25 protein-coding genes are annotated in these 26697 nt (G+C 54.8%); 19 read left to right on the forward strand and 6 right to left on the reverse strand.

Features of this window, described 5'->3' with window-relative positions; translation table 11 throughout:
• Nucleotides 1-8 precede the first annotated feature (8 nt).
• Nucleotides 9-692 (reverse strand): fimbria/pilus periplasmic chaperone, encoded by a 684-nt coding sequence (locus tag PGS10_RS06525; RefSeq protein ID WP_316422605.1) that lies wholly within the window; start codon nt 690-692, stop codon nt 9-11.
• A 51-nt stretch (nt 693-743) separates the two neighbouring features.
• On the reverse strand, nt 744-1310 hold the full coding sequence (locus PGS10_RS06530) for a fimbrial protein (RefSeq protein WP_316422606.1): 567 nt from the start codon (nt 1308-1310) through the stop codon (nt 744-746).
• A gap of 350 nt (nt 1311-1660) precedes the next feature.
• Here PGS10_RS06530 and PGS10_RS06535 point away from each other — a divergent pair, with 350 nt between their 5' ends.
• Complete coding sequence (locus tag PGS10_RS06535) at nt 1661-1906, forward strand: hypothetical protein (protein ID WP_045396584.1); 246 nt, start codon at nt 1661-1663, stop codon at nt 1904-1906.
• Between the two features lie 36 nt (nt 1907-1942).
• Here the strand turns inward: PGS10_RS06535 and PGS10_RS06540 are convergent, their stop codons facing one another.
• The gene (locus PGS10_RS06540; protein WP_032706451.1) at nt 1943-2416 is read right to left on the reverse strand and encodes an Lrp/AsnC family transcriptional regulator; all 474 of its coding nucleotides are present in this window, start codon (nt 2414-2416) and stop codon (nt 1943-1945) included.
• A gap of 138 nt (nt 2417-2554) precedes the next feature.
• Between PGS10_RS06540 and PGS10_RS06545 the strand changes: the two genes are divergently transcribed.
• The 11 genes from PGS10_RS06545 (at nt 2555) to PGS10_RS06595 (ending at nt 14484) form a co-directional block, all read left to right on the forward strand.
• A complete protein-coding gene (locus PGS10_RS06545) occupies nt 2555-3166 on the forward strand; it encodes a LysE family translocator (RefSeq protein WP_045396582.1) in 612 nt (203 codons plus the stop codon).
• Nucleotides 3167-3999: 833 nt separating this feature from the next.
• On the forward strand, nt 4000-4605 hold the full coding sequence (locus tag PGS10_RS06550) for a tyrosine-type DNA invertase (protein WP_045396578.1): 606 nt from the start codon (nt 4000-4002) through the stop codon (nt 4603-4605).
• A gap of 707 nt (nt 4606-5312) precedes the next feature.
• Nucleotides 5313-5909, forward strand: coding sequence for a type 1 fimbria switch DNA invertase FimE (fimE, locus tag PGS10_RS06555; RefSeq protein ID WP_045373908.1), 597 nt, complete (start codon nt 5313-5315; stop codon nt 5907-5909).
• A gap of 494 nt (nt 5910-6403) precedes the next feature.
• The gene (gene fimA, locus PGS10_RS06560) at nt 6404-6952 is read left to right on the forward strand and encodes a type 1 fimbrial major subunit FimA (protein ID WP_045373910.1); all 549 of its coding nucleotides are present in this window, start codon (nt 6404-6406) and stop codon (nt 6950-6952) included.
• Between the two features lie 72 nt (nt 6953-7024).
• Nucleotides 7025-7564 carry a fimbrial protein gene (locus PGS10_RS06565; RefSeq protein WP_045396575.1) on the forward strand — a complete coding sequence of 180 codons (540 nt, stop codon included), beginning with the start codon at nt 7025-7027 and terminating at the stop codon, nt 7562-7564.
• A 73-nt stretch (nt 7565-7637) separates the two neighbouring features.
• Nucleotides 7638-8324 carry a fimbria/pilus periplasmic chaperone gene (locus PGS10_RS06570; RefSeq protein WP_047078947.1) on the forward strand — a complete coding sequence of 229 codons (687 nt, stop codon included), beginning with the start codon at nt 7638-7640 and terminating at the stop codon, nt 8322-8324.
• Nucleotides 8325-8405: 81 nt separating this feature from the next.
• The gene (locus PGS10_RS06575) at nt 8406-11039 is read left to right on the forward strand and encodes a fimbrial biogenesis usher protein (protein ID WP_045396570.1); all 2634 of its coding nucleotides are present in this window, start codon (nt 8406-8408) and stop codon (nt 11037-11039) included.
• 10 nt (nt 11040-11049) lie between these two features.
• Nucleotides 11050-11580, forward strand: a complete 531-nt coding sequence (locus PGS10_RS06580) for a fimbrial protein (RefSeq protein ID WP_045396567.1) — start codon at nt 11050-11052, stop codon at nt 11578-11580.
• Between the two features lie 12 nt (nt 11581-11592).
• Entirely contained in the window at nt 11593-12096 is a 504-nt protein-coding gene (locus PGS10_RS06585; RefSeq protein WP_045396563.1) for a fimbrial protein, read from the forward strand.
• A 17-nt stretch (nt 12097-12113) separates the two neighbouring features.
• The gene (locus tag PGS10_RS06590; RefSeq protein ID WP_047044154.1) at nt 12114-13019 is read left to right on the forward strand and encodes a fimbrial protein; all 906 of its coding nucleotides are present in this window, start codon (nt 12114-12116) and stop codon (nt 13017-13019) included.
• Nucleotides 13006-14484 carry an EAL domain-containing protein gene (locus PGS10_RS06595; RefSeq protein WP_047065316.1) on the forward strand — a complete coding sequence of 493 codons (1479 nt, stop codon included), beginning with the start codon at nt 13006-13008 and terminating at the stop codon, nt 14482-14484. Before PGS10_RS06590 ends, PGS10_RS06595 begins: the two co-directional genes overlap by 14 nt.
• Before the next feature lie 37 nt (nt 14485-14521).
• Here PGS10_RS06595 and PGS10_RS06600 read toward each other — a convergent pair whose 3' ends face one another.
• On the reverse strand, nt 14522-14794 hold the full coding sequence (locus PGS10_RS06600) for a GNAT family N-acetyltransferase (protein WP_015369862.1): 273 nt from the start codon (nt 14792-14794) through the stop codon (nt 14522-14524).
• Between the two features lie 11 nt (nt 14795-14805).
• On the reverse strand, nt 14806-15036 hold the full coding sequence (gene yjdI / locus PGS10_RS06605) for a 4Fe-4S mono-cluster protein YjdI (RefSeq protein ID WP_015369861.1): 231 nt from the start codon (nt 15034-15036) through the stop codon (nt 14806-14808).
• Nucleotides 15037-15311: 275 nt separating this feature from the next.
• Between yjdI and PGS10_RS06610 the strand changes: the two genes are divergently transcribed.
• The 4 genes from PGS10_RS06610 to PGS10_RS06625 are packed head-to-tail and all read left to right on the forward strand — an operon-like array spanning nt 15312 to nt 20029.
• Nucleotides 15312-15584, forward strand: coding sequence for a YtcA family lipoprotein (locus tag PGS10_RS06610; protein WP_015369860.1), 273 nt, complete (start codon nt 15312-15314; stop codon nt 15582-15584).
• A gap of 6 nt (nt 15585-15590) precedes the next feature.
• A complete protein-coding gene (mdtN, locus tag PGS10_RS06615; RefSeq protein WP_047078946.1) occupies nt 15591-16619 on the forward strand; it encodes a multidrug transporter subunit MdtN in 1029 nt (342 codons plus the stop codon).
• Nucleotides 16620-16628: 9 nt separating this feature from the next.
• Nucleotides 16629-18560, forward strand: coding sequence for an FUSC family protein (locus tag PGS10_RS06620; protein ID WP_316422608.1), 1932 nt, complete (start codon nt 16629-16631; stop codon nt 18558-18560).
• 5 nt (nt 18561-18565) lie between these two features.
• Nucleotides 18566-20029 carry an MdtP family multidrug efflux transporter outer membrane subunit gene (locus PGS10_RS06625; protein WP_396280088.1) on the forward strand — a complete coding sequence of 488 codons (1464 nt, stop codon included), beginning with the start codon at nt 18566-18568 and terminating at the stop codon, nt 20027-20029.
• A 649-nt stretch (nt 20030-20678) separates the two neighbouring features.
• Here PGS10_RS06625 and PGS10_RS06630 read toward each other — a convergent pair.
• Nucleotides 20679-22229 (reverse strand): peptide MFS transporter, encoded by a 1551-nt coding sequence (locus PGS10_RS06630; RefSeq protein ID WP_045391925.1) that lies wholly within the window; start codon nt 22227-22229, stop codon nt 20679-20681.
• Between the two features lie 548 nt (nt 22230-22777).
• On the opposite strand from PGS10_RS06630, the gene speFL reads away from it, so the two are divergent.
• The 3 genes from speFL (at nt 22778) to potE (ending at nt 26657) form a co-directional block, all read left to right on the forward strand.
• Nucleotides 22778-22882, forward strand: coding sequence for a leader peptide SpeFL (speFL, locus tag PGS10_RS06635; protein ID WP_006819052.1), 105 nt, complete (start codon nt 22778-22780; stop codon nt 22880-22882).
• A gap of 263 nt (nt 22883-23145) precedes the next feature.
• Nucleotides 23146-25344 (forward strand): ornithine decarboxylase SpeF, encoded by a 2199-nt coding sequence (gene speF / locus PGS10_RS06640; protein WP_015369855.1) that lies wholly within the window; start codon nt 23146-23148, stop codon nt 25342-25344.
• Nucleotides 25341-26657, forward strand: a complete 1317-nt coding sequence (gene potE / locus PGS10_RS06645; protein ID WP_045391927.1) for a putrescine-ornithine antiporter — start codon at nt 25341-25343, stop codon at nt 26655-26657. Before speF ends, potE begins: the two co-directional genes overlap by 4 nt.
• Nucleotides 26658-26697: the final 40 nt, after the last annotated feature.

A 26697-nucleotide genomic window follows, 5' to 3' on the forward strand; every position in this document is an offset into this window, starting at 1 on the left:
ATTATTTATTATTTTACATTGAGCCTGTCGCTAATAAAGTTTCCATTATCATCAATCATCGTTAGCGAATACTGGCGGGCAAGGTTATTTTTTAAAACCATATCCTGGCTGGATAACGGCGCAATCATCACGCTGCGTTCATTGACTTTAACGCCACTTACTTTAACTTCAGTAATTGTCAGCCAATTTGCGGTACCATTGGCGATATGCAGAGCGTTTTTTCGGGAAGACAGCGAAATATTTTTAAACGTATCTTTATTTACCGCCGCAATGCCTTTAGGACGATAAAAAAGCTTAATACGGTTTTGCATGGCAAACCGCAGCGTATTCGCCCCCTCACTTCCTGGCGTATTCGGAGGAATATCGAGTACGTTGAGATAAAACAGCGACTCCTTGTTTGGCGGAAGTTTGTTGGCTAATTTTTTTATTCGCAGCTGCTGTCCGGAGTTACCCGCAATGCGCGCCACCGGCGGCGACAGCAGGAACGGCACGTTGATTTTTTCCGGCGGCAACGAGGTATTGCCATCGTCAATCCACGACTGCACCAGTGAAGAGCGGGCGCCATGATTCATCAACTGTACGACCACTTCTTGTTTCTCAGCCGGATAAACCACCCGGGTACCGAAAATCACCACTCCGGCATGCGCGGGCTGCATAGCGATAAATAAACCTGCTAATAAAATCCGTTTCATAGCACCACACCCTTAGCACAATAATTGCCGGCGAAGCGCCGGCACAGGTCCTTACTCCGCAGAGACGGCAATCGTTAACACCGAGCGGACTTCACCGGCGGTCACCGGAGTGGCGGCATTAATTCGGGCGTATTGCGCAGAGAAGTTCATTTGATAGACGCCATTGCCCATAGAAGTCACCGCCCCCGGCAAATTATTGACGTCATACATGGTATTTTCATTAATCTCCGATTCACCCAGTTTTAATTTAAAACCGACCCCGTTAGCAGAGGTTGTAGTCGCGATAGGATTAAGTACGCCGCCGGCAGTATAGGTCCCGCCGCTAATATCAATCGATTTCAATACCGTACCTTCCGGGCAAACAATAGTTAATGGATCGCTACTGGTGGCGAAATTACCGGATAAGACTTCACCGGCCGACATGCCGGCAAAACGGGTGGCATCAACATCAGCCAATTGAATTGTACTGCTATAATCGGTTTCAAAACGACAAGAAGAATTAATAACATTACCAATAATAACTAACTCACCCTGCTCTTCATTTGGCGCCGCGGCAAAAGCATTAACACTCATCAGCACGGTTGAAAATACTGCAGCAGCAATAACTGAACGTTTCATATAATATTCCTTTTATTAACAATTCCATTTAACTTTGCGGGGACTGAGAAAAATCTCATGCCGCGAGCATCGCATGGCTAAATATCCGCCACAATAGGATGAATAAGGATCGTTGATAAAAATCAATGCAAATACTTAAAGCGAATGAGCCCTGATGCCATATTCGTAATCTCTTTAGCGTAATAAGCCAAAATACGTAGCAACGAGAATAATAAAATGAGAATTTACCAAGCTTGTTTAATAATAAACTAAAAAAAGGAGAGTTCAGCACATTTTGTGTCGATTTACATAAGATTACGAACCACAATTATAACCTTCCGTGATTTATTTTTATATTTAAGGTTCCGACAATGAAAAAAATGATCCTGCCTCTGCTTACCGCCGCCCTGCTGCTGCCGACGCTCACCGCGCACGCCACCTACCGCGCGGAAAAACGCCAGGATGCCCGTGATATCCGTCAGGATGCGCGCCAGAGTGGACGCGAAGAAAAACACGACTGTGTGAGAAACGATCAACAGAGCAACATGAGCTGTCGCGTAGATAAACGCGACAACCGCCGTGAGGGTCGCCAGAACGCGCGTGATGAGAAATGGTGATTCGCCATACGAGCGCTAATGCCCTGCCACAGGGCATTAGCGGGAAGCGTTTAACGTCTCCAGTGGGAAAGGACGATCCTGCACCACCGTCTTCATCACCAACGTTGAGCGTAAATGCTGCACGCCCGGCATCGCCGATAGTTTGTCATCATAGAGTTTCTGAAAGGCAGGAAGATCCCGGGTGACGACGTGCATCAGGTAGTCCGGATCGCCAAACAAGCGTTGCGCCAGCACAACCTGCGGGATCTCCGCCACCGCCTCCTCAAAAGCGCTGACCGCTTTCTTATCGCCCTCTTTTAACGTGGCGAACACGATAGCCAGAAAATTGAACCCCATTTTTCCCGGATCGAGATTGGCGCGATAGCCGGTGATTACCCCCTCTTGCTCCAGTGCGCGTAGACGTCGGTGGCAAGGAGAAAGGCTCAAATTCACCCGCTCCGCCAGTTCGGTTATCGACAGACGCCCATCCGCCTGCAGCTCAGCAAGAATTTTTCGGTCTATGCTATCCATTTGGAAGATTTTCTCTTTAATCGTCGGTTTTCAACATAACATTGAAAGCTCATTTCGCTTCTATGTCGATATTCTTTCTCACACGATAACCTAATTTTGCGAGTGTGTGATGTCTAATATCGTTGCGGAGCGTTGCTGATGGAAATGAGCCTGATCGCCAGCTTCTGGATAGTTTCGTTTCTATTGATTATTACCCCTGGCGCCGACTGGGCCTATGCCATTAGCGCCGGTATCAACGGTCGTCGCGTCGTTCCGGCGGTGATGGGACTGATGTCAGGCCATTTACTGGCGACCATTATCGTCGTCGCTGGCGTCGGGGTGTTAATCGCCGGTCATCCGCTAGCGCTATCGGCGATCACGCTGGCGGGCGCGGCCTATTTACTGTGGCTCGGGGTTACGATATTACGCCATCCGGCGGCGCCAGGCGCGGCGCAACAATCGGCTGGCAGCTGGAATGCGTGGGCGATGAAAGGATTATGTATTAGCGGCCTTAATCCAAAAGTCTTTCTGTTGTTCCTCGCCCTGCTACCGCAGTTTACCGATCCGCACGGCAGTTGGCCGCTGGCGCTGCAGATGTCGGCGCTGGGCGCGATGCACCTGATGACCTGTACGCTAATTTATCTGTTGGTCGGCTACGGTTCGCGCGCGGTACTGGCAGCCCGCCCGCAGGCGGCTAAGGGAGTAAGCATGGTTTCTGGGGTGATTATGATTGCCATCGCTATTATCCTGTTCTACCAGCAGTTAAGATAATTCGTAAGCAGCGGCGCTTATAGGGTAACTTCTTTAGCGCCGCATGGCCTTACCAACAAATATAATCGTGGGTCACAGGTAGCTATTAAGTTGCTAAACCACGGAAGCTGGCTCATCTATTTCCCTGAGCTCCTGAAGATGAATTATCTATGTATCATAAGTGGTTACGGCTGAATGGCCAACATCGATAACTTCCTAAAACTGCTGAAAAACTCCGATTTAGTCATCCATTAACTGATTACTCGAGCGGAAAATTCCGACTGCTCGATAATAAGTAAAATCTCTCTTTGAAACGTCTGCACATTTATTAACGCTATTCTCTCTACGATTTTTGCAGTATGGTTTAATCGCTGTTGTCGTGTTGCAGTGAATGCTAACAAGCGCCTGACGCTGTTTGCCTACGGTAAAACATTTACGCAATACCAACCTGTTTATTGAGGCAATTATCCTCATGGATAACGGTCACAACGTTATCCAGCCAGGACTCAGTTTATCAGCTGGTAGTCAATGACCTTGCTGTAAGCGCGCATACTCAAGAGGAGAAAGGATGAACAGGACGTGTAAACCACCAGGAAAAGCGATATACATCAAATGCCTGAGCGCATCGCATCAAAAATTCGCCAGCGCACTTCACCCCGGCGGCGGGGAGACTTCATTATACCCACTGGATTTCGCGCAGCGTTGCCGCGATACAGTCCTTGTAACTTGAGGGATATTAAAAACGATCCGCATCATGCTTACTCATAAAATGCGAAACCTATCTTCGGATCCTGTAATAGGCCAACCAGAGCCTATGGGATAGTAATGTACGCCTGCAATAGAAAGGGAACATAATGAAGAATAATAGCGAAATAAAAAAAAGGAACTTCCTGACTCAGAATGAAATCGAGTCACTACTTAACGCTGCCAATAGTGGACCACATGCTGCTCGTAATTATTGCCTGACATTGCTTTGTTTTATTCATGGATTTCGTGCCAGTGAAATTTGCCGACTGCGAATTTCAGATATTGATTTACGCTCAAAATGTATTTATATCCACCGTTTAAAAAAAGGGTTCTCAACCACTCATCCGTTGCTTAATAAAGAGATCCAGGCGCTAAAGCGCTGGCTGGATATTCGTGATGAATATCCGCAATCCACCAGCGAGTGGTTATTTTTATCACGCAAAGGTAATCCACTTTCACGCCAACAGTTTTACCAGATTATTTCCGCCTCCGGCGATCAGGCAGGATTACCGCTGGAAATTCATCCGCACATGTTGCGTCACTCCTGCGGCTTTGCGCTGGCCAATATGGGTATCGATACGCGCCTTATCCAGGATTACCTCGGTCACCGTAACATTCGCCATACCGTCTGGTACACGGCCAGCAACGCCGGACGCTTTTACGGGATTTGGGATAAATCCCGTGAGAAGCAGAGAACGTCGCTTTTCCAGTAAGGTAACCTTACGCCACGGATGGCGTTTCGTTATCGGTTCCCCCTACTACTGCCAGCCCCTGCCCGCTATCCCCGGCAAGACTGTTGCAAATTTGCTCTGTTTAGGCTGCGATAAAAAGCAGCTTACCTCATATATAGATTTTTTCTTGCAAAACATTAATAAAAATTAACCATACGTTAAATATGTTTATTGTTCTTAAAAGTTCTTATTTAGAACATGAAAAAAAACGTTTCTATGCACCTGTAATTTATCAGGATATAAGTTCGTTATTTATTGTTAAATTAATCCTTTCAGCACATGTTTTCCGTTCAATAAATAGCTGGCATTAACTTTTTTCCTTGCTATTTTATGCACCTGCCAGCGACCTGGCGCGGCTCTATTGTGGTAAAGAATAAAATAGATAAAAATAAGAATTATCGCGTGGCGATAATTTATATATCCTAAATAATTCAAGTTGCAGGAAGGCGGCAAGAGCGTGAATCCCCAGGAGCATAGATAACTATGTGACTGGGGTGAACGCGCGCAGCCAACACACCTGCAGCTTGAAGTATGACGGATATGCATGTGTAAATGTAATGTGATACCTGTTTTGTCATTAGCCCCTTCAAATAATACGGCCTTTGCATTCAGATTATTTTTTATCCATCCTGGGATCTTTTTCTCAGGATATCCCTTATAAGTAAACGTAAATTCAGGAGCTCAAAATTGTGAACCGACGTCGTTTTCTCACCGCCAAAGAAGTACAGGCAATGATGCAGGCGGCCCAGCACGGCCCAACCGGTGAACGGGATTACTGTCTGATCCTGTTGGCGTTTCGCCACGGGATGCGTATCAGTGAACTACTCGATCTGCACTATCGCGATCTCGATCTCAACGAAGGGCGCATCAATGTACGGCGTTTAAAGAACGGTTTCTCTACCGTGCACCCGCTGCGTTTTGATGAGCGCGAAGCGATAGAGCGCTGGACGCAACAACGGGCCAGTTGGAAGGCCGCAGGCAAAAGCGACGCGCTATTTATCTCGCGCCGCGGTACGCCGCTTTCTCGGCAACAGGCCTATCGCATTATCCGCGCTGCCGGAGAAGAAGCCGGTACCGTCACCCATACGCATCCGCATATGCTGCGTCACGCCTGCGGCTATGAGCTAGCTGAAAGAGGGGCTGATACCCGTTTGATACAAGATTATCTCGGACATCGTAATATTCGCCACACTGTCCGTTACACCGCAAGTAATGCAGCACGTTTTGCCGGGATTTGGGAAAGAAACAACCTTTTGGAGGAAAATTTACAAGCGCGGAAGAAATAAGATAACCAATTGATAAAAAGGAAAATTTTTAATATTGAACAAGTCAATTGGGGCCAAACTGTCTATATCATAAAAATGTTTTGTAATCTTTTGCAACTGACAAGTGCATATTTCATCAAAAAAAATTTTATCTAATTGATTTTCATTAAATTCTCCAACGACCTTTCTTTACTTATCCTCGTCAGACTCTCTCCCATACGCCCGCTTCTCAACATTGAACTCAAACAAGCCGTTTTTCCATGCTCGGCAGATAAGCAGTTATTAAATCCATAAAATAAATAGTTATCAGTATATAAATCCAAAAATATATCAGCATTAACAAAATAAAAGCCATAAATCCCGATGAGTCAAAATGGCCCCAATTGACTCATCAGTGGGGCGAAAACTGTGCAGAACCGGCAGTCGCACCATTCGGCTGATTTATGGAATGCCTGGAAGGCAAAACGGCTGCCAATTTTGGTTCGTAATATCGATTTTGTTTAAAGGAAAACAGCATGAAAATCAAAACACTGGCAATCGTTGTTCTGTCAGCTCTGTCCCTGAGCTCCGCGGCGGCCTTGGCCGATACCACCACGGTAAATGGCGGTACAGTGCATTTTAAAGGAGAAATCGTCAACGCAGCCTGTGCAGTCGATGCCGGTTCTATCGATCAGACCGTTCAGTTAGGCCAGGTTCGTTCAGCAAAACTGGCTACCGCGGGCAGCACCAGCTCCGCTGTAGGCTTCAACATTCAGTTAGACGACTGTGATACCACTGTTGCCACTAAAGCCTCTGTGGCTTTCTCTGGTACCGCGGTTGATAGCACCAACACCAGCGTTCTGGCTCTGCAGAGCTCCGCTGCTGGCGGCGCGACCAACGTCGGCGTACAGATCCTCGACAAAACAGGCACTCCGCTGGGTCTGGATGGCGCAACCTTCAGCGCGGCCACCACGCTGAACGACGGCACCAACATCATTCCTTTCCAGGCGCGTTACTACGCCACTGGCGCGGCTACTGCCGGTACTGCTAACGCAGACGCCACCTTCAAAGTGCAATACGAGTAATTCAAACATCAGACAGGGAAGCATTCCGGGCCAGGATGGCCCGTTATCCACTACGGGATTGGGGTGATAACGATGCAAGGAGTGAAGACAGGTCTGCTGATGTTTCTGCTTTCGCCGCTGGCGCTGGCCGGCAACCACTGGAACGTCACGGTCGCCGGGGGAAACATGCGTTTTCAGGGCGTCATCATCGCCGAGTCCTGCCGCGTTGAAGCCGGCGACCAGCAGATGACCGTCAATATGGGGCAGATCAGCAGTAATCGCTTTCATTCAGCCGGGGAAGATGCCAACCCCGTGCCATTCGATATTCACCTTCAGGATTGCAGCACCGCGGTCAGCCAGCATGTCGGCGTGTCGTTTCGCGGCGTGGCTGATGGCAAAAATCCAGATGTGCTCTCGGTTGGCGAAGGACCGGGTATCGCCACCGGCGTAGGCATCGCGTTATTTGATAAAGAAGATCAATTGATTCCGCTGAATAGCCCGCCGGGCGCCTGGCGGCGGCTGTATACCGGCCCCACCACGCTACATTTCGTAGCCAAATATCGGGCGACCGGCAATCAGGTCACCGGGGGAGCGGCAAACGCGCAAGTTTGGTTCTCTCTGACCTATCAGTAATTAACCAGCAGACATCCGGAAACAGGAAACAACGGTGAGTACAAAAGGGGTAAACGTGAAAAAGAGACTGGGGATGACGCGCGGACTACTGGCGGGATTATTGATGATAGCCGCAAGCGGTTACTCCGCCTGGGCTCAGGCCGGCGTTGCGCTCGGCGCCACGCGGGTTATCTATCCGGCCGGGCAAAAACAGGTTCAGTTAGGGGTGACCAATAATGACGACAGCAGCACCTATCTGATTCAGTCGTGGGTGGAAAACGCCGACGGCGGCAAAGACGGCCGTTTCGTGATTACGCCGCCGCTGTTCGCCATGCAGGGTAAAAAAGAGAATACCCTACGCATCATTGACGCCACTAATAAACAACTGCCGCAGGATCGCGAAAGTCTGTTCTGGATTAACGTGAAAGCCATCCCATCGATGGATAAATCCAAACTGAGCGAAAATACCCTGCAGCTGGCGATTATCAGCCGCATCAAGCTCTACTATCGCCCGGCGAAACTGGCGCTGCCGCCGGATCAGGCGGCGGAAAAGCTGAGCTTTAGCCGCAGCGGTTCGTCGTTAACACTGACTAACCCCACTCCTTATTACCTGACCGTCACCGAACTTAACGCCGGCACCCGGGTGCTGGAAAACGCGCTGGTGCCGCCAATGGGCAAAACCTCCGTCAAGCTGCCGCCGGATGCCGGTAGCAACATTACTTATCGCACGATTAATGATTACGGCGCGCTGACCCCAAAAATGAACGGCGTGCTGCGCTAATACAGGTTTGGCCCGCCGGGCGGGCCATGCCGCGCATAACAATAAGAACTGACAGCCGGGCGAATTCAGACCGGAGGGACTATGTCACATCTCAAATATGGACAGGACCGTTTTGGTTCCCGCAGCGCCTGGCTCCGCCCGCGCGCTATTTTGACCATGGCGAAATTTCCCGTGGCGCTCTGTTTTGTCCTGCAGGCGGGTCACGCGCAGGCTGAACTCTATTTTAACCCGCGTTTTTTGGCTGACGATCCTGCGGCGGTGGCCGATCTTTCCGGTTTTGAAAACGGGCAAGAGGTGCCGCCCGGCACCTACCGCGTCGATATTTACCTTAATGACGGCTTTATGACCACTCGCGATGTCACATTTAACCGCGGCGAAAAAGGCCATGGGTTAAGCCCGTGCCTGACCCGCGGCCAGCTGGCGGGCATGGGGGTCAACACCGCGGCGGTGACCGGGATGAACGCCCTCGCCGCCGACGCCTGCGTGCCGCTGACCGAACTTATCACCGATGCCACGACGCGCTTCGATGTCGGCCAGCAGCGCCTGTACCTCACCGTGCCGCAGGCCTTTATGGGCAACCGCGCGCGCGGCTACATTCCGCCTGAAATGTGGGATGACGGCATCAACGCCGGGCTGCTGAACTATAACTTCACCGGCAACAACGTCCATAACGATACCGGCGGCAGCAGCAATTACGCCTATTTAAACCTACAAAGCGGCCTTAATCTCGGCGCCTGGCGACTACGTGATAACACCACGTGGAGCTACAGCAGCGGCGGCAGCAGTTCCAGCAATGAGAATAAATGGCAGCATGTTAATACCTGGCTTGAGCGCGACATCACGCCGCTGCGCTCGCGCCTGACCCTCGGCGACAGCTACACCAACGGCGATGTTTTCGACGGCATTAACTTCCGCGGCGCCCAGTTGGCGAGCGATGACAACATGCTGCCGGATAGCCAGAAGGGCTTTGCGCCGGTGATCCACGGTATCGCCCGCGGCACCGCGCAGGTGTCGATCAAACAAAACGGTTATGAGATTTACCAGAGCACGGTACCGCCGGGCCCGTTCACCATTAACGATCTGTATGCCGCAGGCAACGGCGGCGATCTGCAGGTGACGATTAAAGAAAACGACGGCACCAGCCAGGTCTTTAGCGTGCCGTGGTCAACGGTGCCGGTACTGCAGCGCGAAGGGCATACCCGGTACGCGCTGACCGCCGGAGAATACCGCAGCGGCAACGATCAGCAGGAAGAGCCGAAGTTCTTTCAGAGTACCGTGTTACACGGCCTGCCTGCGGGCTGGACCCTATATGGCGGCACTCAGCTCGCCGACCGCTACCGCGCCTTTAATCTCGGCGTGGGGAAAAACATGGGCGATTTCGGCGCCGTCTCGCTGGATGTCACCCAGGCTAACGCCACCCTGCCCGACGACAGCGATCACCAGGGGCAGTCGATTCGCTTCCTCTATAACAAGTCGCTGAGCGATGTCGGCACCAATATCCAACTGGTGGGCTATCGCTACTCCACTAAAGGTTATTACAGCTTTGCCGATACTACCTACCGCCGGATGAGCGGTTACGACGTACAGACCCAGGATGGCGTGATCCAGGTGAAGCCGAAATTCACCGATTACTACAACCTCGCCTATAACAAGCGCGGCAAAGTGCAACTGAGCGTGACCCAACAGTTGGGGCGTACCGCCACGCTCTATCTGAGCGGCAGCCATCAGACCTACTGGTCGACCGGCAAGGCGGACCAGCAACTGCAGGCCGGGCTCAACGCGGCCGTGGACGACATCAACTGGACGCTGAGCTACAGCCTGACCAAAAACGCCTGGCAGCAGGGCCGCGACCAGATGCTGGCGGTCAACGTCAATATTCCGTTCAGCCACTGGCTGCGTTCCGACAGCAAATCGGTATGGCGGCACGCCAGCGCCAGCTACAGCATGTCGCACGATCTTAATGGCCGGATGACCAATCTGGCGGGACTTTACGGCACCCTGCTGGAAGACAATAACCTGAGCTATAGCGTGCAGACCGGCTATGCCAGCGGCGGCGAAGGAGATAGCAGCGGTACCGGCTACGCGGCGCTGAACTACCGCGGCGGCTACGGCAACGCCAACGTCGGCTACAGCCGCAGCGACGGCTTTAAACAGCTGTACTACGGCGTCAGCGGCGGCGTATTGGCCCATGCCAACGGCGTGACCCTGAGCCAGCCGCTGAATGACACGGTGGTGCTGGTGAAAGCGCCGGGCGCCGACAACGTAAAAGTGGAAAACCAGACCGGGGTGCGTACCGACTGGCGCGGCTATGCGGTACTGCCTTACGCCACCGAATATCGCGAAAATCGTGTCGCGCTGGATACCAATACGCTTGCCGATAACGTCGATCTCGATGACGCGGTGGTGAGCGTCGTCCCTACTCACGGCGCTATCGTGCGGGCGGACTTCAAAGCCCACGTCGGGGTCAAGTTACTGATGACGCTGACTCATAACGGCAAACCGGTGCCGTTTGGCGCGATGGTCACCTCGGGCAGCAATCAGAGCGGCAGTATCGTGGCCGATAACGGCCAGGTCTACCTGAGCGGGATGCCGCTCGCCGGCAGCGTGCAGGTGAAATGGGGCGAAGGCGCGAACGCCAGCTGCGTGGCCAGCTATCGCCTGCCGGAAGAGAGTCAGCGACAGGCGCTGAGCCAGCTATCGGCAGAGTGCCGTTAAGGAACGCATGATGATGAAAAAACCACTTAACCTGTTCGGCGCCGTCCTGACGCTGGTCTGCGCCAACGCCTTTGCGGCCGATAGCACCATCACCATCAGCGGCTACGTGCGCGACAACGCCTGCGCGGTCGCCACCGAATCGAAAGAGTTTACCGTCGATCTGATGGATAACGCCGCGAAGCAGTTTAACGCCGTCGGCGCAACCACGCCGCTGGTGCCGTTTCGCATCGTGCTGTCGCCCTGCGGCAGCTCGGTGACGGCGGTAAAAGTCGGCTTTAACGGCACCCCGGATAGCGACAATAACGACCTGTTAAAAATCGACGGCGGCGCCTCCGCGGCGGCGGGCATGGCGGTGCAGATCCTCAACGGCCAGCAGACGATGCTGCCGGTCAACGCGCCCTCTTCGTCGCTCGCCTGGACCACCTTAACGCCGGGGCAGACCAACACCCTCGGTTTTTACGCCCGGCTGATGGCAACCCGCGTACCGGTGACCGCCGGCCACGTCTATGCCACCGCCACCTTTACCCTTGAATTCCAGTAACCGGAGGCTGAGATGAAAGCACACTACGCAGGATGGCTTCTGGCAGGCGCGCTGGCGTTAAACATTACCCCGCTACAGGCCGCCGACATCACCATCACGGTGAACGGCAAAGTGGTGGCCAAGCCGTGTACGGTCTCCACCACCAACGCCAATGTTGACCTCGGCGATCTATATACCTTCAGCCTGGTGTCGGCAGGTTCCGCTTCAGCGTGGCACAGCACCGCGCTGGATTTAAGCAATTGTCCGGTCGGGACATCGCGCGTCGTCGCCACCTTTAGCGGCACCGCGGACAGCACCGGTTATTACAAGAATCAGGGTACCGCGGGCAACATCCAGCTCGAACTACAGGACGACAGCGGCACCACGCTCAATAACGGGGCGCAAAAGTCGGTTCAGGTCGACGATAGCTCACAGTCGGCGCGTTTTCCGCTGCAGGTCCGGGCCCTGTCGGTTAACGGCGGCGCCACCCAGGGAACCATTCAGGCGGTGATTAGCGTCACCTATACCTACGCCTGAGTCAGGAGAGTTTGTTTATGAAAAAAGTCATCGCTCTGTTTACCACCCTGCTGCTAATGGGCTGGTCGATTAACGCCTGGTCCTTCGCCTGTAAAACCGCCACCGGCGCAACTATCCCCATCGGCGGCGGCTCGGCCAACGTATACGTCAATCTGACCCCGGCCGTTAACGTAGGGCAAAACCTGGTGGTCGACCTGTCGACGCAGATTTTCTGCCATAACGACTATCCGCAAACCATTACCGACTATGTGACGCTACAGCGCGGATCCGCCTACGGCGGCGTGCTGTCGAGCTTTTCCGGTACCGTAAAATATAACGGTACCTCTTATCCGTTCCCGACCACCACGGAAACTTCGCGGGTGATCTACGATTCGACTACCGATAAACCCTGGCCGACCGTACTCTATCTGACTCCGGTCAGCACTGCGGGCGGGGTGGCGATTACCGCCGGATCGCTGATTGCCGTGTTGATCCTGCATCAAACCAACAACTACAACAGCGACTCCTTCCAGTTCGTGTGGAATATTTACGCCAATAACGACGTCGTTGTGCCGACCGGCGGTTGCGATGTCTCCGCCCGCGATGTGACCGTGACGTTACCCGATTATCCGGGCTCGATGGCGGTGCCGGTCACCGTCCACTGCGCGCAGAACCAGAATCTTGGCTATTACCTTTCCGGCACCACCGCCGATAGCGCCAACTCCATTTTCACCAATACCGCTTCCGCTTCGCCGGCGCAGGGTATTGGCGTCCAGATGACGCGCAACGGTAGCGTCGTTCCGGCCAACAGCAATGTTTCATTGGGAACGGTCGGCACTTCACCGGTTAATCTCGGTCTGACCGCTACCTATGCGCGCACCAGCGGTCAGGTGACGGCGGGTAACGTCCAGTCGATTATTGGGGTGACGTTTGTCTACCAGTAAAGCCGATACCCCGCAGGCGACAACGGATTACATCCTGTCGCCCTGCGCCATGGCGGCGGCGGGATTAGCCCGAATGGTCGACGACGGTTGCCGCCATCCGGTGTGGCTACAGCCGCGGGTGCAGAGCATGCTGTCGATATCTGCGCCAGCCGACGTCCGGCAAATTGTGGTTTTTCTGCCCGACGATCCCTGGTGGCTACTGTTCGTCCTGCGCGAAGCCGCCTGGTTACTCACCCAGGCCAAACGACCTTTGCCCATGGTGATCTTAAGCCGCAGTCCGGCGCCGTGGCTGTGGCAAACCTTACTGCACCAGGTTGGCGACCGCCGCCTGCTGGCCGCCGTGCAGGCAATCTCCTCCGATCTACCGTGCCGCCGTCTGGCGGCATTGTTGAAAGGCGGCCTGGTCGGCTACCCCGGCCTGCAACAGCTTTCGGCCATCGAGGCGCTGGCGCGCGGCAAACCGCCGTCGGGCTTAAGCAAAATCGAACTTAACGCCACCCTCGCCCTGCTGTATGGCCACAGCATCACCAGTCAGGCGCAGATCCGCGGCGTCAGTCAGAAAACGCTCTACAACCAAAGAACCTCAGGACTAAACAAGATGGTGGAGTATCATCCGCATCTGGCGAGCCGGTTTCCGGGCAGCCGAAGCAAACGCGTAGCTGGTCAGGGCATGACCGCGCTGACCCCCTTCGAACGTGAGTTTATCCACGCCATTCACAGCCGGCAGATCTTTCCGGTCTTTCAGCCGATTGTTGATGACCGCTTACGCCTGCAGGGCATCGAGATATTATCGCGCTGGCGCAAAGATGGCGTGGTATTGCCGCCGGGCGAGTTTCTCCCGCATATCCGCTCCGAATACGCCTGGCTATTACTGACCGCCTTTGTCCTGCAGGAAGCGGTGCAGAATATCAATCGCTATCAGGGCGAGTTCTATTTTTCGGTCAATATCCCTCCCTGCATTGCCCATCACGATAATCTTGCCCGCATGATGGAAACCGCCTGGCAACAGCTACAGAACCCACTGTGGGCCGACCGACTGGTGCTGGAATTTGCTGAAACCGTTGATTTACAGCAGCAAGGAAAAGCGGTGGCGAATATGAGCAATATTCAGCAGCAGGGCTTTCGCATCTTTCTCGACGACTGCTTCTCGCACAGCAGCGTCATGTTCCCTGTGCGCACGGCGCGTTTTAGCGGCTATAAGCTGGATATGAGTATCGTCAATGATTTTCAGCGCGACCCGCACGCGCTGGTGCTGATTAAAAGCCTGGTCTACTACTGCCAGCTGACGCAGAGCCGCTGTATCGCCGAGGGAGTGGATAGTCTGGAGAAATTTAATCAGCTAAAAGCGCTGGGGGTCGATCGTTTCCAGGGGTATCTGTTCTCACCGCCGGTCACTCGCGAACATCTGGGAGAGATCATTCAGCGATTTTTACCGGATCATGCCACCTGCCGGTTAGCCGGGTAAATCGCGGAGCAGCGCCAGCCACAGCTGGCGCCGTATTTCAGGCGCGAATATCGTCGTACTCGCGGGTGTTATCGAATTCGTGTTTGGCAAACGGGCACAGCGGAATGATTTTGCGCTGTTCCTGGCGCATTTTCTCGACCACTTTCGCGACCAGCTGTTTACCGACGCCCTGGCCTTTCAGGCTGGGATCGACATCGGTATGCTCAATAATGCTCAGATGTTCACCGGTTGGAACAAAGACAATTTCCGCCACCTGGTTTCCCTCGGCGTCATTAACGTAGAACTTGTTGTGACCTTCCAGAATTTCCATCATTTCCTCGCTTATTTGTGGCGATACTTCAATGCGCCGCTGGGACAGGTATCGATCACTTTTACCACCGTCGCCACATCCACCTGATCGGGGATGATCCACGGTTTACGTTTCAGATTGAACAGCTTCGCGCTGCCGCGCACGCAGTTACCCGAGTGCTGACAGATATCGGTATTGAAATAGACATCTATCTTCTCGCCGGTATAGGCCCGGTAGCCCGCTTCCAGTAGTTCCTTATCCATGACATTGCCTCAGTATTTTTATTGTACTTACCTAAGAATAGCTCGCGGCATAGCCGCTGACTATGGAGAAATGAGAAACGCCCTATTTCAATTATTTCGCTAATGATAAAGCGACTTTTTAATACCTACGCGAAATTAAACTATTATCAGAGGATAACCATAACTCGGCTAAGCAAACCATCAGCGCTATAATTTAGGCGGTGTATTGAGGGTTTATTTGATTTGCAACGAATAAACTCAATTGTTCAATGGCATGAACATTCAGGTATCTTCCTTTGAAGCAAATTGTAAAACGGGCGCGCCCGGCATTGTTATTACTTCTTTTGGCGGTCTCCGGTTGCTCTTTATCCCCCGCCATACCGGTATTAGGCGCAGCATTCCCCGGCTGGTTCTTCTGCTTTTTAGGCGGCGCATTACTGCTGATCCCTTGCCATATCCTGATTGCCCGTAAAGGCTGGCAGGCGCGCTTTTCCCCGCTGGTATTAAGTTACCTGGCGTTAATGTTTCTATTTGCCACTATTCTGTGGTTTCTTCTTTTCGCACATTAAATACCTATGACTCAATCCAGCCCAAGCGTTTTACGGAAAAAATGGCCCTTGTTGGCTCTCGTCCTCGCCGCCATTGTGGCGCTGATCGTAGTTATCTGGCAGTTACAGACTTCGCCGGAAACCAACGACGCCTACGTCTACGCCGACACCATCGACGTAGTGCCGGAAGTCAGCGGGCGAATCGTTGAGATGCCGATCCGTGATAATCAGCGGGTGCAGAAAGGCGATCTGCTGTTCCGCATCGATCCGCGCCCCTATCAGGCGATGCTGGAGGATGCAAAATCACGGCTGGCGGCGCTTGATGCGCAGATTATGCTGACCCAGCGCACCATTAAAGCCCAGCAGTATAACGCTCAGTCGGTGAGCGCCGCGGTAGAGCGGGCGAAGGCGCTGGTGAAACAGACCACCTCGACCCGTATCCGCCTGGAACCGCTGGTGCCGCAGGGATTCGCCGCGCAGGAGGATCTCGATCAGGCGCGCACAGCGGAAAAAGCCGCCCGCGCCGAACTGGAAGCCACGCTGCTGCAGGCCAAACAGGCTGATGCCGCGGTCACCGGCGTCGATGCGATGGTCGCGCAGCGCGCCGGGATCGTCGCGCAAATCGCCCTGGCGGAACTGCACCTGGAGTTCACCGAAGTCCGTGCGCCGTTTAACGGCGTAGTCATCGCCCTGAAAACCACCGTCGGACAATATGCTTCCGCTCTGAAACCGGTCTTCACGCTGCTGGATAACGACCACTGGTATGTGATTGCGAACTTCCGCGAAACCGATCTGCAAAACGTTCGGCCGGGCGTGCCGGCAACCGTGACGGTGATGACTAACCACAGCCGCCCCTTTGACGGCGTCGTCGATTCCGTTGGTTCAGGCGTACTGCCGGAGGGCGGTAGCGTCATTGGCGGGCTGCCGGTAATTCAGAAGAGCATCAACTGGGTACATGTGTCGCAGCGCTTCCCGGTCAAAATCGCGGTGAAAAATCCCGACCCGGAACTGTTCCGGATGGGCGCCTCCGCCAGCGCCGTGCTGCAGGCGAAATAAGGGTCCGGCATGCATAATTTCTGGTTGTTTCTGCAACGGGAGCTCGCCGACGCGCCGGGGCGGGCCAACTATACCCTGCGCCTGACGCTGAGCTGCGCGGTGCTGATCACCCTGTTTATGACCCTGCAGATCCCGTTTCTCGCCGTGGCGCTGATCGTGGTGTTTTACGTCAGTCAGCCGAACATCCTGATGATTAAGCTGGGCAGCGTCCTGTTTTTTGTCACCATCAGCGTGGCGCTGGGTCTGGTGCTGCTGATCATCAAGTGGACCTATGATTTCCCGCTGATTCGCCTGGTCGCTTCGGTATGCCTGTTCTTTGGCGCGATGTATCTGATGCGCGTGCTGGGCAAACTCGGGCTGGCGTTTTTCGTGGTGGCGCTGGCGGTGATTTATGCCCAGACCTTCCCGTCGATGACCAGCCAAAGTGAAGTTCTGGTGCGCCTGCTGCTGTGGCTTTGGGTGGCGATCAATACCGCAACGCTGGTCACGCTCCTGGTCAACGCCTGCTTTCGCCAGGCCTTTCCCGGCTATCAATTCCGCGCTCAGCTGGTGGTGATGCAGCGGCAGGTCGCCGACGTACTGACGCAGAACGCCGCGCCGCCGACCTTCAAAGAGATCGCCGGGCGTTTTAATCAGTTGCAAGGATTGTTTAAGCAGGCGCGCTTTGCGGCGCCGGAAATTGCCGCCGATCCGCCGCGCTGGCAGGCGCTGATGGCGGCCACCCTGCGCTGCTATCACCTCGCGGCGCTGCTGCAACCGGGCGATGACCACGCCGCGTCGCGCCAGCAGATCGCCGCCGCGCTACAGGCGCTGGCACCGTCGATGAACGAGGGTACGCCGTTTTCATTCTCCGCGCCGGTCATTGATGATCGCGGCGCCAATACGCTGATTTTACAAGAGATGGTGGATGTGCTGGCGAAGCTGGCGCGCGGTGAAAGCATCGACCTGCCGCAGGGCGAAGCCGAGAAGTCGCCGCTGCTGCTGCCGGATGCCTGGCGCAATCCCGCTTATCTGCATTTCGCCCTGAAAACCCTGCTGGCGACGCTGCTGTGCTACGTCTTCTATACCGCCGCCGACTGGCAGGGCATCCACACCATTATGCTGAGCTGCGTGATTGTCGCCCAGCCGGGGCTGGGAGCGACGATGCAAAAAACCTGGCTGCGTATCGGCGGCGCGCTGCTCGCTACGCTGCTGGCGCTATTGTTGATCGTCTTTGTACAACCGTGGACCGAGTCTATCGTCGGCCTGCTGGCGATGGTTCTGCCGGTAATGGCGCTCTCGGCGTGGATTGCCGCCGGGTCAGAGCGTATTGCCTACGCCGGGATCCAAATCGGCTTTACCTTCTCGCTGGCATTCCTCAGTTGGTTTGGTCCACTGACCAACCTGACCGAACTGCGCGACCGGGTCATCGGTATTTTGCTCGGCGTACTGGTCTCATCGATCGTCCATCTTTACCTGTGGCCGGATAGCGAAGCGCCGCAGCTGAAATCGCGGCTGGCGCAACTTTATCGCCAGATAGCCGATTTCCTGCGCGCGAAAGATGATAAGCCGCAGATGGTGCCGCTGTTCCAGGCGCTGACCACCAGCGAAACGCTGATGCATCGGGTCGCCGCCGAGCCGCTGGGCACTTTTGCGCATCCGTGGCCGCAGGCGAAATCCTGGCCGAGCAAAGCCACCTGGCAGCAGGCGCAGGAGATAGTACGCCTGAGCGAGGGCTATCGGCTATATGCCGCGCCGGGAGACCCCTTCTTAAGCCGCTGCGCCGAACAGTTACAGACGTATGCCGATGATATTGAACGTCAACAGCCGACGACACCCGTTGCGCCGCTGGTTGTCGATCCGGCTAATCCGTTCGGCGAACCGCTGGCGGCTTTACTGACCACCCTGCCGGACTGGTCAGACAAACCTTCTGAATTTACGCGACAGGCAGAACCGTCATGATAAAAATGGACGCCGCAGCACGTTTTCTGCGCTACTCACCGCTGGCCTTCGCCATCAGCCTGTTAACGGGATGCGCGCTGATTCAGGACGATCCTGGCGAAGTGCCGATCGTTAATCCGCAACAGGCGCAGCTGGCACAGGTGATCCACCTGGCGAATAGCGGCTGGCCGGCGGCCCGCTGGTGGGAGGGGTATCACGATCCCCAGCTCAACATGCTGGTAAACCGCGCGCTGCAAAATTCGCCGACCATGCAGGCGGCGCGGCTGCGCATCTCACAGTCACAATCCACCGTCGAGCTGGCGCAGTCGGCAATGGGCGTGCAGGCGACCGCCGTGGCGGCGCAGAACCGGATGCGTATAACCGATAAATCCTTTAGCTGGCCCTACTCCTATTCTCTGCCGGTGGATAAAAACGGCCCGTGGTACACGCTCAATACCGTGGGTGTCGGCGCGACGCTGAATATCGATTTATGGGGCGCCGACCGGGCCCGCGTCGCGGCAGCTATTGGCGAAAAGAACGCTCGCCAGGCGGAAACCGCCGGTATCGAACTGGACCTTGCCAGCAGCGTGGCGCAGCTGTACTTCGCCATGCAGGCCACCTTCCAGAAGATAGTTCTGCTGCAGCAGCTAGAAGAAATTGCCCGGTTGTCGGTGCAGGCGCATGAACACCGCACCCAGCGCGGCGTGGAGGATAGCGTCGATATCGCCAATGCGCAGGCGGAACTGCTGGGCGCGCAGCAGCAGGTGATTACCGCCCGCGGCACGCTAACCCAGTACCGCGAAACGTTGCGGGCGCTGATTGGCGCCGACGCGCAGAGTATGCCGGAGATCCACCCGGTCGCCCTGCCGGCGTTGCAGGAAACGCTGCCGGATTCACTCTCCTTCGAATTGCTGGCGCGTCGCCCGGATCTGCAGGCCCTGCGCGGTTATGTGACCGCCTCAATGAGCCAGGTAGATGCGGCGAAAGCGGCCTTTTATCCGCATTTTGATATTAAAGCCTTCTGGGGATATAACGCGCTGAGCGTCGGCGATCTGTTTAAGTCGTCCTTCCAGCAGATTAACCTGCTGCCGGGGCTGTATCTGCCGATATTCGATGGTGGACGCCTGAACGCCAATCTGAAGTCGGTACGTACGGCGAGCAATATCCTGATTAAGCAGTACAACCAGGCGGTGCTGGATGCGGTGCGGGATGTGGCGATAAGCTCCAGTCAGCTTAACGATCTCAACCAGCAGGTGGCGCTGCAGGAGCTGAAGGTGACGGCGGCGATGGCCACCACCCGCAGCGCCAGCGCCCATCACCAGCGCGGCCTGTTAAGCCGCTATGCCGCACAAGAAGCGCGGCGACCGGCCATCGCCCAGCAGCTGTTATTGCTGGATATCCAGGCCCAGCGTCTTAGCACCGATATCACGTTGATTAAAGCCCTCGGCGGCGATTACCGCGGCCCGGCGGTGGATTCCGTAGAACCGTAGCCCTGCTAAGCGTAGCGCAAGCAGGGAAATCCCCGGTGGCGCTACCGCTTACCGGGGCTACATGCGACAATAAATTTGCCAACGGACCCGGTCCATAGGCCCACGCAAGCGCAGCGCCGCCGGGCAATATCCACGGATTAGGTGCCGCTTTTGCGCCGGATGGCGGCTGCGCCTTATCCGGCCTACGGTCTGTGCGGCCTGCCTTTAATTTATTCACCACGCTGGCTGAAACTGCCGGTGTTGGTGGCCTCAAAATCGCTGAGACGTTCCCGGCAGGCCGGGGCAGCCCGCATGGATGCGGGCTGAGGGCCGTGTTTTGCAAGGACGCTGCCTTGGCCCGACCCGAAGCCTGCAGGGATAAGTCGAAGGAACCACGAAGTGGCGATTTTGGCGGCCAGAGCCCGGGAGTACAGAGGGCGGCGGCGACTGGCCGCCCTTTGTGCGCTCCCTGCGCCACGGAAAACATATTACATAAAGAATCAACCGGGAGCGCAATGTCCTCTGAAGCGACACGCGATAAACATTTTTCTCAAGCGAAAAAGTTGTAAACCGATAACATTATCTACCGTTTTCATCCTCGGCTTACCTGGGGATTGGCCAATAAAAAAGCCGGCGCTCAGCGCCGGCTTTTCATTGACCGCTTGCGCAATCAGGCATTGGTCGCCGGTTTTTGCTCTGCGGATTTGCTGTTCTCCAGCATACGGCGCACCGGCACAATCAGCACGCACAATACCGCGGCGCAGATCAGCAGCGCCGTCGAGCAGCGGGCAAACAGATCCGGCAGCATATCCAGCTGGTCGGCCTTCACGTGACCGCCAATCAGGCCCGCCGCCAGGTTACCCAGCGCGCTGGCGCAGAACCACAGCCCCATCATCTGGCCGCGCATTCTTTCCGGCGCCAGCAGAGTCATGGTCGCCAGGCCGATTGGGCTCAGACACAGTTCGCCCAGCGTCAGCATCAGAATGCTGCCCACCAGCCACAGCGGCGATACGCCGGCGCCGCCGTTGCTCAGCACGTTCTGCGCCGCCAGCATCATCAGGCCGAAGCCCGCCGCCGCGCACAGAATCCCGATAACAAACTTGGTGATGCTGCTCGGACGCACGTTTTTACGCGCCATTGCCGGCCACGCCCAGCTAAATACCGGCGCCAGCAGGATGATAAACAGGGCATTAATCGACTGGAACCACACCGCCGGGATTTCGAAATCGCCGATCATGCGGTTAGTGTAGTCGTTAGCAAACAGGTTAAACGAAGTCGGTTTCTGCTCGAAGGCTGACCAGAAGAAGGCGGCGGAAACCAGCAGAATAAAGCAGACCAGCAGACGCGCGCGCTCTTTACGGTTGAGACCCGCAAAAACAAACAGGTAGATGAAATAGAGCACCACCGACGCGGCAATCACGTACACCAGCATGCTAGCGACCGCCACCGGGTTAATGACTATCACCCCTTGAGCAATCAGCGTAATCACCACCGCCACGCCGACCGCCAGCGCCAGCAGCCAGGCGCCAACGCCGTTTTTCTTCGCGACAGGACTATTCCAGGTAGAGTCGAGACCCACTTCGCTGTCGTAGCGTTTCATCGCCGGGACCGCGAAAAGGCGGAAAATCACCAGCGCCACCAGCATACCGATACCACCGATGCCGAAGCCCCAGTGCCAGCCGTGGGATTTAATCAGCCAGCCGGAAATCAGCGGCGCGATAAACGATCCCATATTGATACCCATATAGAACAGCGAGAAACCGCCATCGCGACGGCTATCGCCTTTCTTATACAGCGTACCGACCATCACCGAGATACAGGTTTTAAACAGGCCGGAACCGAGCACGATAAACATCAGCCCGATAAAGAACAGGTTGTTGCCCATAAACGCTGACAGCGCAATCGACAGATGGCCCAGCGCGATCAGAATCGAGCCGTACCACACCGCTTTCTGCTGGCCGAGCCAGTTGTCCGCCAACCAGCCGCCCGGCAGCGCCGCCAGGTACATGGCGCCCGCGAAGATGCCGACGATGGCCGACGCGTTCTCACGGGCTAAGCCCATACCGCCGTCATAGACGGTGGCCGCCATGAACAGGATTAATAACGGGCGAATGCCATAAAACGAGAATCGCTCCCACATTTCGGTGAAGAACAGCGATCCCAGAGGGTATGGGTGACCAAAGAAGGTCCGGCTTTCATTTTTGTTAACAGAGGAATGCATAACTTCTCCCAATAAGGCGATCTTAGCGCTTAGTCATGCCGAAAAGCGTATTGACCATTTTTTCTACCTGCCTATAGTTCACACAGGCGTTAATTTTATTTAACCATTTGATAACCAGATGGTGGTTTTGTCTAGCCCCTGGGCGATATCTTTTAGATGAAAACTCGACCAGGCTCTCTTTTCCCAGATTTTATGTTGGCAACAAAGGGATAATGATTGACAGCATTTTTTCGTACTACAGGAACCTCTTAATCCTTAATAAACATAATGTTAAGAGGATAGAAGTCAGAAAGTCCCGAGTATACGACATAATTCCGTCATATGGCTGAAATAACGCAATGATTAACCGGTCATTATTCTTTTTAACCACATTGCAACACAATATATTTACACAAAAGCAACAAACCAGTGAATAATGTTGGATAAGATCAAAATACCAGCCATTGATATCATAATGAGAGGCTATTAGTGATCGGCGTCACAGATTAAGTCTAAGCCGGATATAGAATATGCCATACCTTCAGTCAATCATTTGAAAGGTGTATATCATGGAAAACAATAACAGGATGATGCCACACATAAGGCGGACAACGCATATTATGATGTTTGCTCACCGTAACAGCTTCGATTTTCATTTCTTTAATGCCCGGTAGTCTTCCGACTACGGGCGCTTCAGCATACAGGTCTTCCTGCATCTTTTGTTGTTAATACAGGCACTCGCCTGTAGCTAACCGCGCTCGCCCTAATAAATCCTGCTATTTACCAGCCACCGGACTGGTAGGGTTTATTGCATCTCAAAAGGTACTCTACTGATATTTATTATATCAGCGGCAGACTATTACCTTTTGTCCGGCGTAATCAATTTCTCATTCGAGAAATTGAGGGCCTGCTATTATCTGAAAATAAAGAGATAACAATGACTGATTTAAAAATTGCCGTTAGCCGTACATGTCCAAACTGTTTTTCTACCCAGCGTAATATTGTCAATACTAGCGAAACCAACTTTATTGATGTGGCCGCGGTAGTATTAACCCTGGAAGATATCGAATGCGGTAAACTCGATGAGTTAAAGGCCACTGGCTATAACATCCCGGTATTTATCGCTATTAATAAAGAAGAGGTTGTCCCGGCCGAATATATGGCTTCGGTGCAGGGGGTATTTGAACACGACGAAACCCGCAACGACTTCTACGGCCGCCAGCTGGAAGCCGCTGCTCATAAATATGAAACCGAGCTGCGTCCGCCATTTTTTAGCGCGCTGGTCGATTACGTCAAACAGGGCAACAGCGCTTTTGACTGTCCGGGGCATCAGGGCGGCGAATTCTTCCGTCGTCACCCGGCCGGTAATCAGTTCGTCGAGTATTTTGGCGAGACGCTGTTCCGCTCCGACCTGTGCAACGCCGACGTCGCCATGGGCGACCTGCTGATCCACGAAGGGGCGCCATGCATTGCCCAGCAGCATGCGGCAAAAGTCTTTAATGCCGATAAGACCTACTTCGTGCTCAACGGCACCTCCTCTTCTAACAAAGTGGTGCTCAACGCGCTGCTGACCCCGGGCGACCTGGTACTGTTCGACCGTAACAACCATAAATCCAACCACCACGGCGCGCTGCTGCAGGCCGGGGCGACACCGGTCTATCTGGAAACCGCGCGTAACCCGTATGGTTTTATCGGCGGTATCGACGCCCACTGTTTCGAAGAACGCTATCTGCGCGAGCTGGTTGGGGAAGTGGCGCCGAATCGGAAACAGGATGCCCGTCCGTTCCGCCTGGCGGTGATCCAGTTAGGTACCTACGACGGCACCATTTATAACGCTCGTCAGGTAGTCGATAAAATTGGTCATCTGTGCGATTACATCCTGTTTGACTCCGCGTGGGTCGGCTATGAACAGTTCATTCCGATGATGGCTGATTGTTCGCCGCTGCTGCTGGAGCTGAATGAAAACGATCCGGGCATTCTGGTGACCCAGTCGGTGCACAAACAGCAGGCCGGTTTCTCCCAGACCTCGCAAATCCATAAAAAAGACAGCCATATCAAAGGTCAACAGCGCTATGTTCCGCACAAGCGTCTGAATAACGCCTTTATGATGCACGCCTCCACCAGCCCGTTCTATCCGCTGTTTGCCGCGCTGGATATCAACGCCAAAATGCATGAAGGCGAGAGCGGCCGCAACATGTGGATGGACTGTGTCATGAACGGTATCAAGGCGCGTAAGCTGATCCTTGAAAGCTGCAAACACATCCGTCCGTTCGTACCCAAAATGGTCGATGGCAAACCGTGGCAGTCATATGAAACCGCGCAAATCGCCGTTGACCTGCGCTTCTTCGAGTTTGGTCCAGGCGAACGCTGGCATGCCTTTGACGGTTATGCCGAGCATCAGTACTTCGTCGATCCGTGCAAACTCCTGCTGACCACGCCGGGTATCAATACCGCCAGCGGCGAATATGACGCCTTCGGCGTACCGGCCACCATTCTCGCCAACTTCCTGCGTGAAAACGGCGTGGTACCGGAAAAATGCGACCTTAACTCCATTCTGTTCCTGCTGACCCCGGCGGAAGATATGGCCAAACTGCAGCAGCTGGTCGCCCTGCTGGCGCGCTTCGATAAGCTGCTCGACGCCGATGCACCGCTACAGGAGGTTCTGCCGTCTATCTACAGCCAGCACAAAGAGCGTTATGCCGGTTATACCCTGCGCCAGCTGTGCCAGGAAATGCATGACCTGTATGCCCGCCACAACGTCAAACAGCTGCAAAAAGAGATGTTCCGTAAAGATCACTTCCCGCGCGTGGTGATGAACCCGCAAGAGGCTAACTACGCCTATCTGCGCGGCCAGGTCGATCTGGTGCCGTTGCCGCAAGCCGAAGGCCGCGTGGCCGCGGAAGGCGCCCTGCCTTACCCGCCGGGAGTGCTGTGCGTAGTCCCGGGAGAAGTCTGGGGCGGCGCGGTGCTGCAGTACTTCACCGCTCTGGAAGAAGGGATCAACCTGCTGCCGGGCTTCGCGCCGGAACTGCAGGGGGTTTATATCCAGGAGCACGATGGCCGTAAACAGGTCTGGTGCTATGTCATCGCGGAAAGCGAGAAACAAAGCGCGCTGCTGAAAGGGGAAACTGTATGAGCAAATCCAGTAACAAGATGGGAGTGGTACAGCTCACCATCTTAACCATGGTCAACATGATGGGCTCCGGTATCATCATGCTGCCCACCAAGCTGGCGGAGGTGGGAACTATCTCCATCATCTCCTGGCTGGTGACGGCGGTAGGATCGATGGCGCTGGCGTGGGCCTTCGCCAAATGCGGGATGTTTAGCCGTAAATCAGGCGGGATGGGCGGTTACGCCGAGTACGCGTTCGGCAAGTCTGGCAACTTTATGGCCAACTATACCTATGGCGTCTCGCTGCTTATCGCCAACGTCGCCATCGCTATCTCCGCGGTGGGTTACGGCACCGAGCTGTTCGGCGCCACCCTGTCGCCGGTGCAGATTGGCCTGGCGACTATCGGGGTGCTGTGGATCTGTACCGTAGCCAACTTCGGCGGCGCACGCATTACCGGCCAGATCAGTAGCATCACCGTATGGGGGGTCATCATTCCGGTTGTCGGCCTGTGCGTTATCGGCTGGTTCTGGTTTAGCCCGACGATGTACGTCGAGTCCTGGAACCCGCACCACGTACCGTTCTTCGGCGCCGTTGGTTCGTCAATCGCCATGACGCTGTGGGCCTTCCTCGGTCTGGAATCCGCTTGCGCCAACACCGATGTGGTCGAAAACCCGGAACGTAACGTGCCGATCGCCGTACTCGGCGGTACCCTCGGCGCGGCGGTTATCTATATCGTTTCGACCAACGTCATCGCCGGGATCGTGCCGAACATGGATCTGGCTAACTCCACGGCGCCGTTTGGCCTGGCGTTTGCCCAGATGTTCACGCCTGGCGTAGGGAAAGTGATTATGGGGCTGATGGTGATGTCCTGCTGCGGTTCGCTGCTCGGCTGGCAGTTCACCATCGCGCAGGTCTTTAAATCATCGTCTGACGAAGGCTACTTCCCGAAAATCTTCTCCCGCGTCTCGGCTTCCGGCGCGCCGATTCAGGGGATGTTAACCATCGTTATCCTGCAAACCGGCTTGTCACTGATGACCATTAGCCCGTCGTTGAGCAATCAGTTCAACGTGCTGGTTAACCTGGCGGTGGTGACTAACATCATCCCGTACATTCTGTCGATGGCCGCGCTGGCGATTATCCAGAAAATGGCCAAGGTCGATCCCGGCAAAGCGCGTTCCACCAACGTGATAGCCTTTATCGGCGCGGTGTACAGTTTCTATGCCCTGTACTCCTCCGGCGAAGAGGCGATGCTCTACGGCGCGATTGTGACCTTTATGGGCTGGACGCTGTACGGCCTGGTATCACCGCGTTTTGAGATGAAGAACAAACACAGCTAATGCTGAAGCCGGCGGCGCGTCTGTCGCCGCCGGTACTCTT

The sequence above is a fragment of the Klebsiella sp. 141153 genome (assembly GCF_032601995.1).
Classification (GTDB): Bacteria; Pseudomonadota; Gammaproteobacteria; order Enterobacterales; family Enterobacteriaceae; genus Klebsiella; species Klebsiella aerogenes.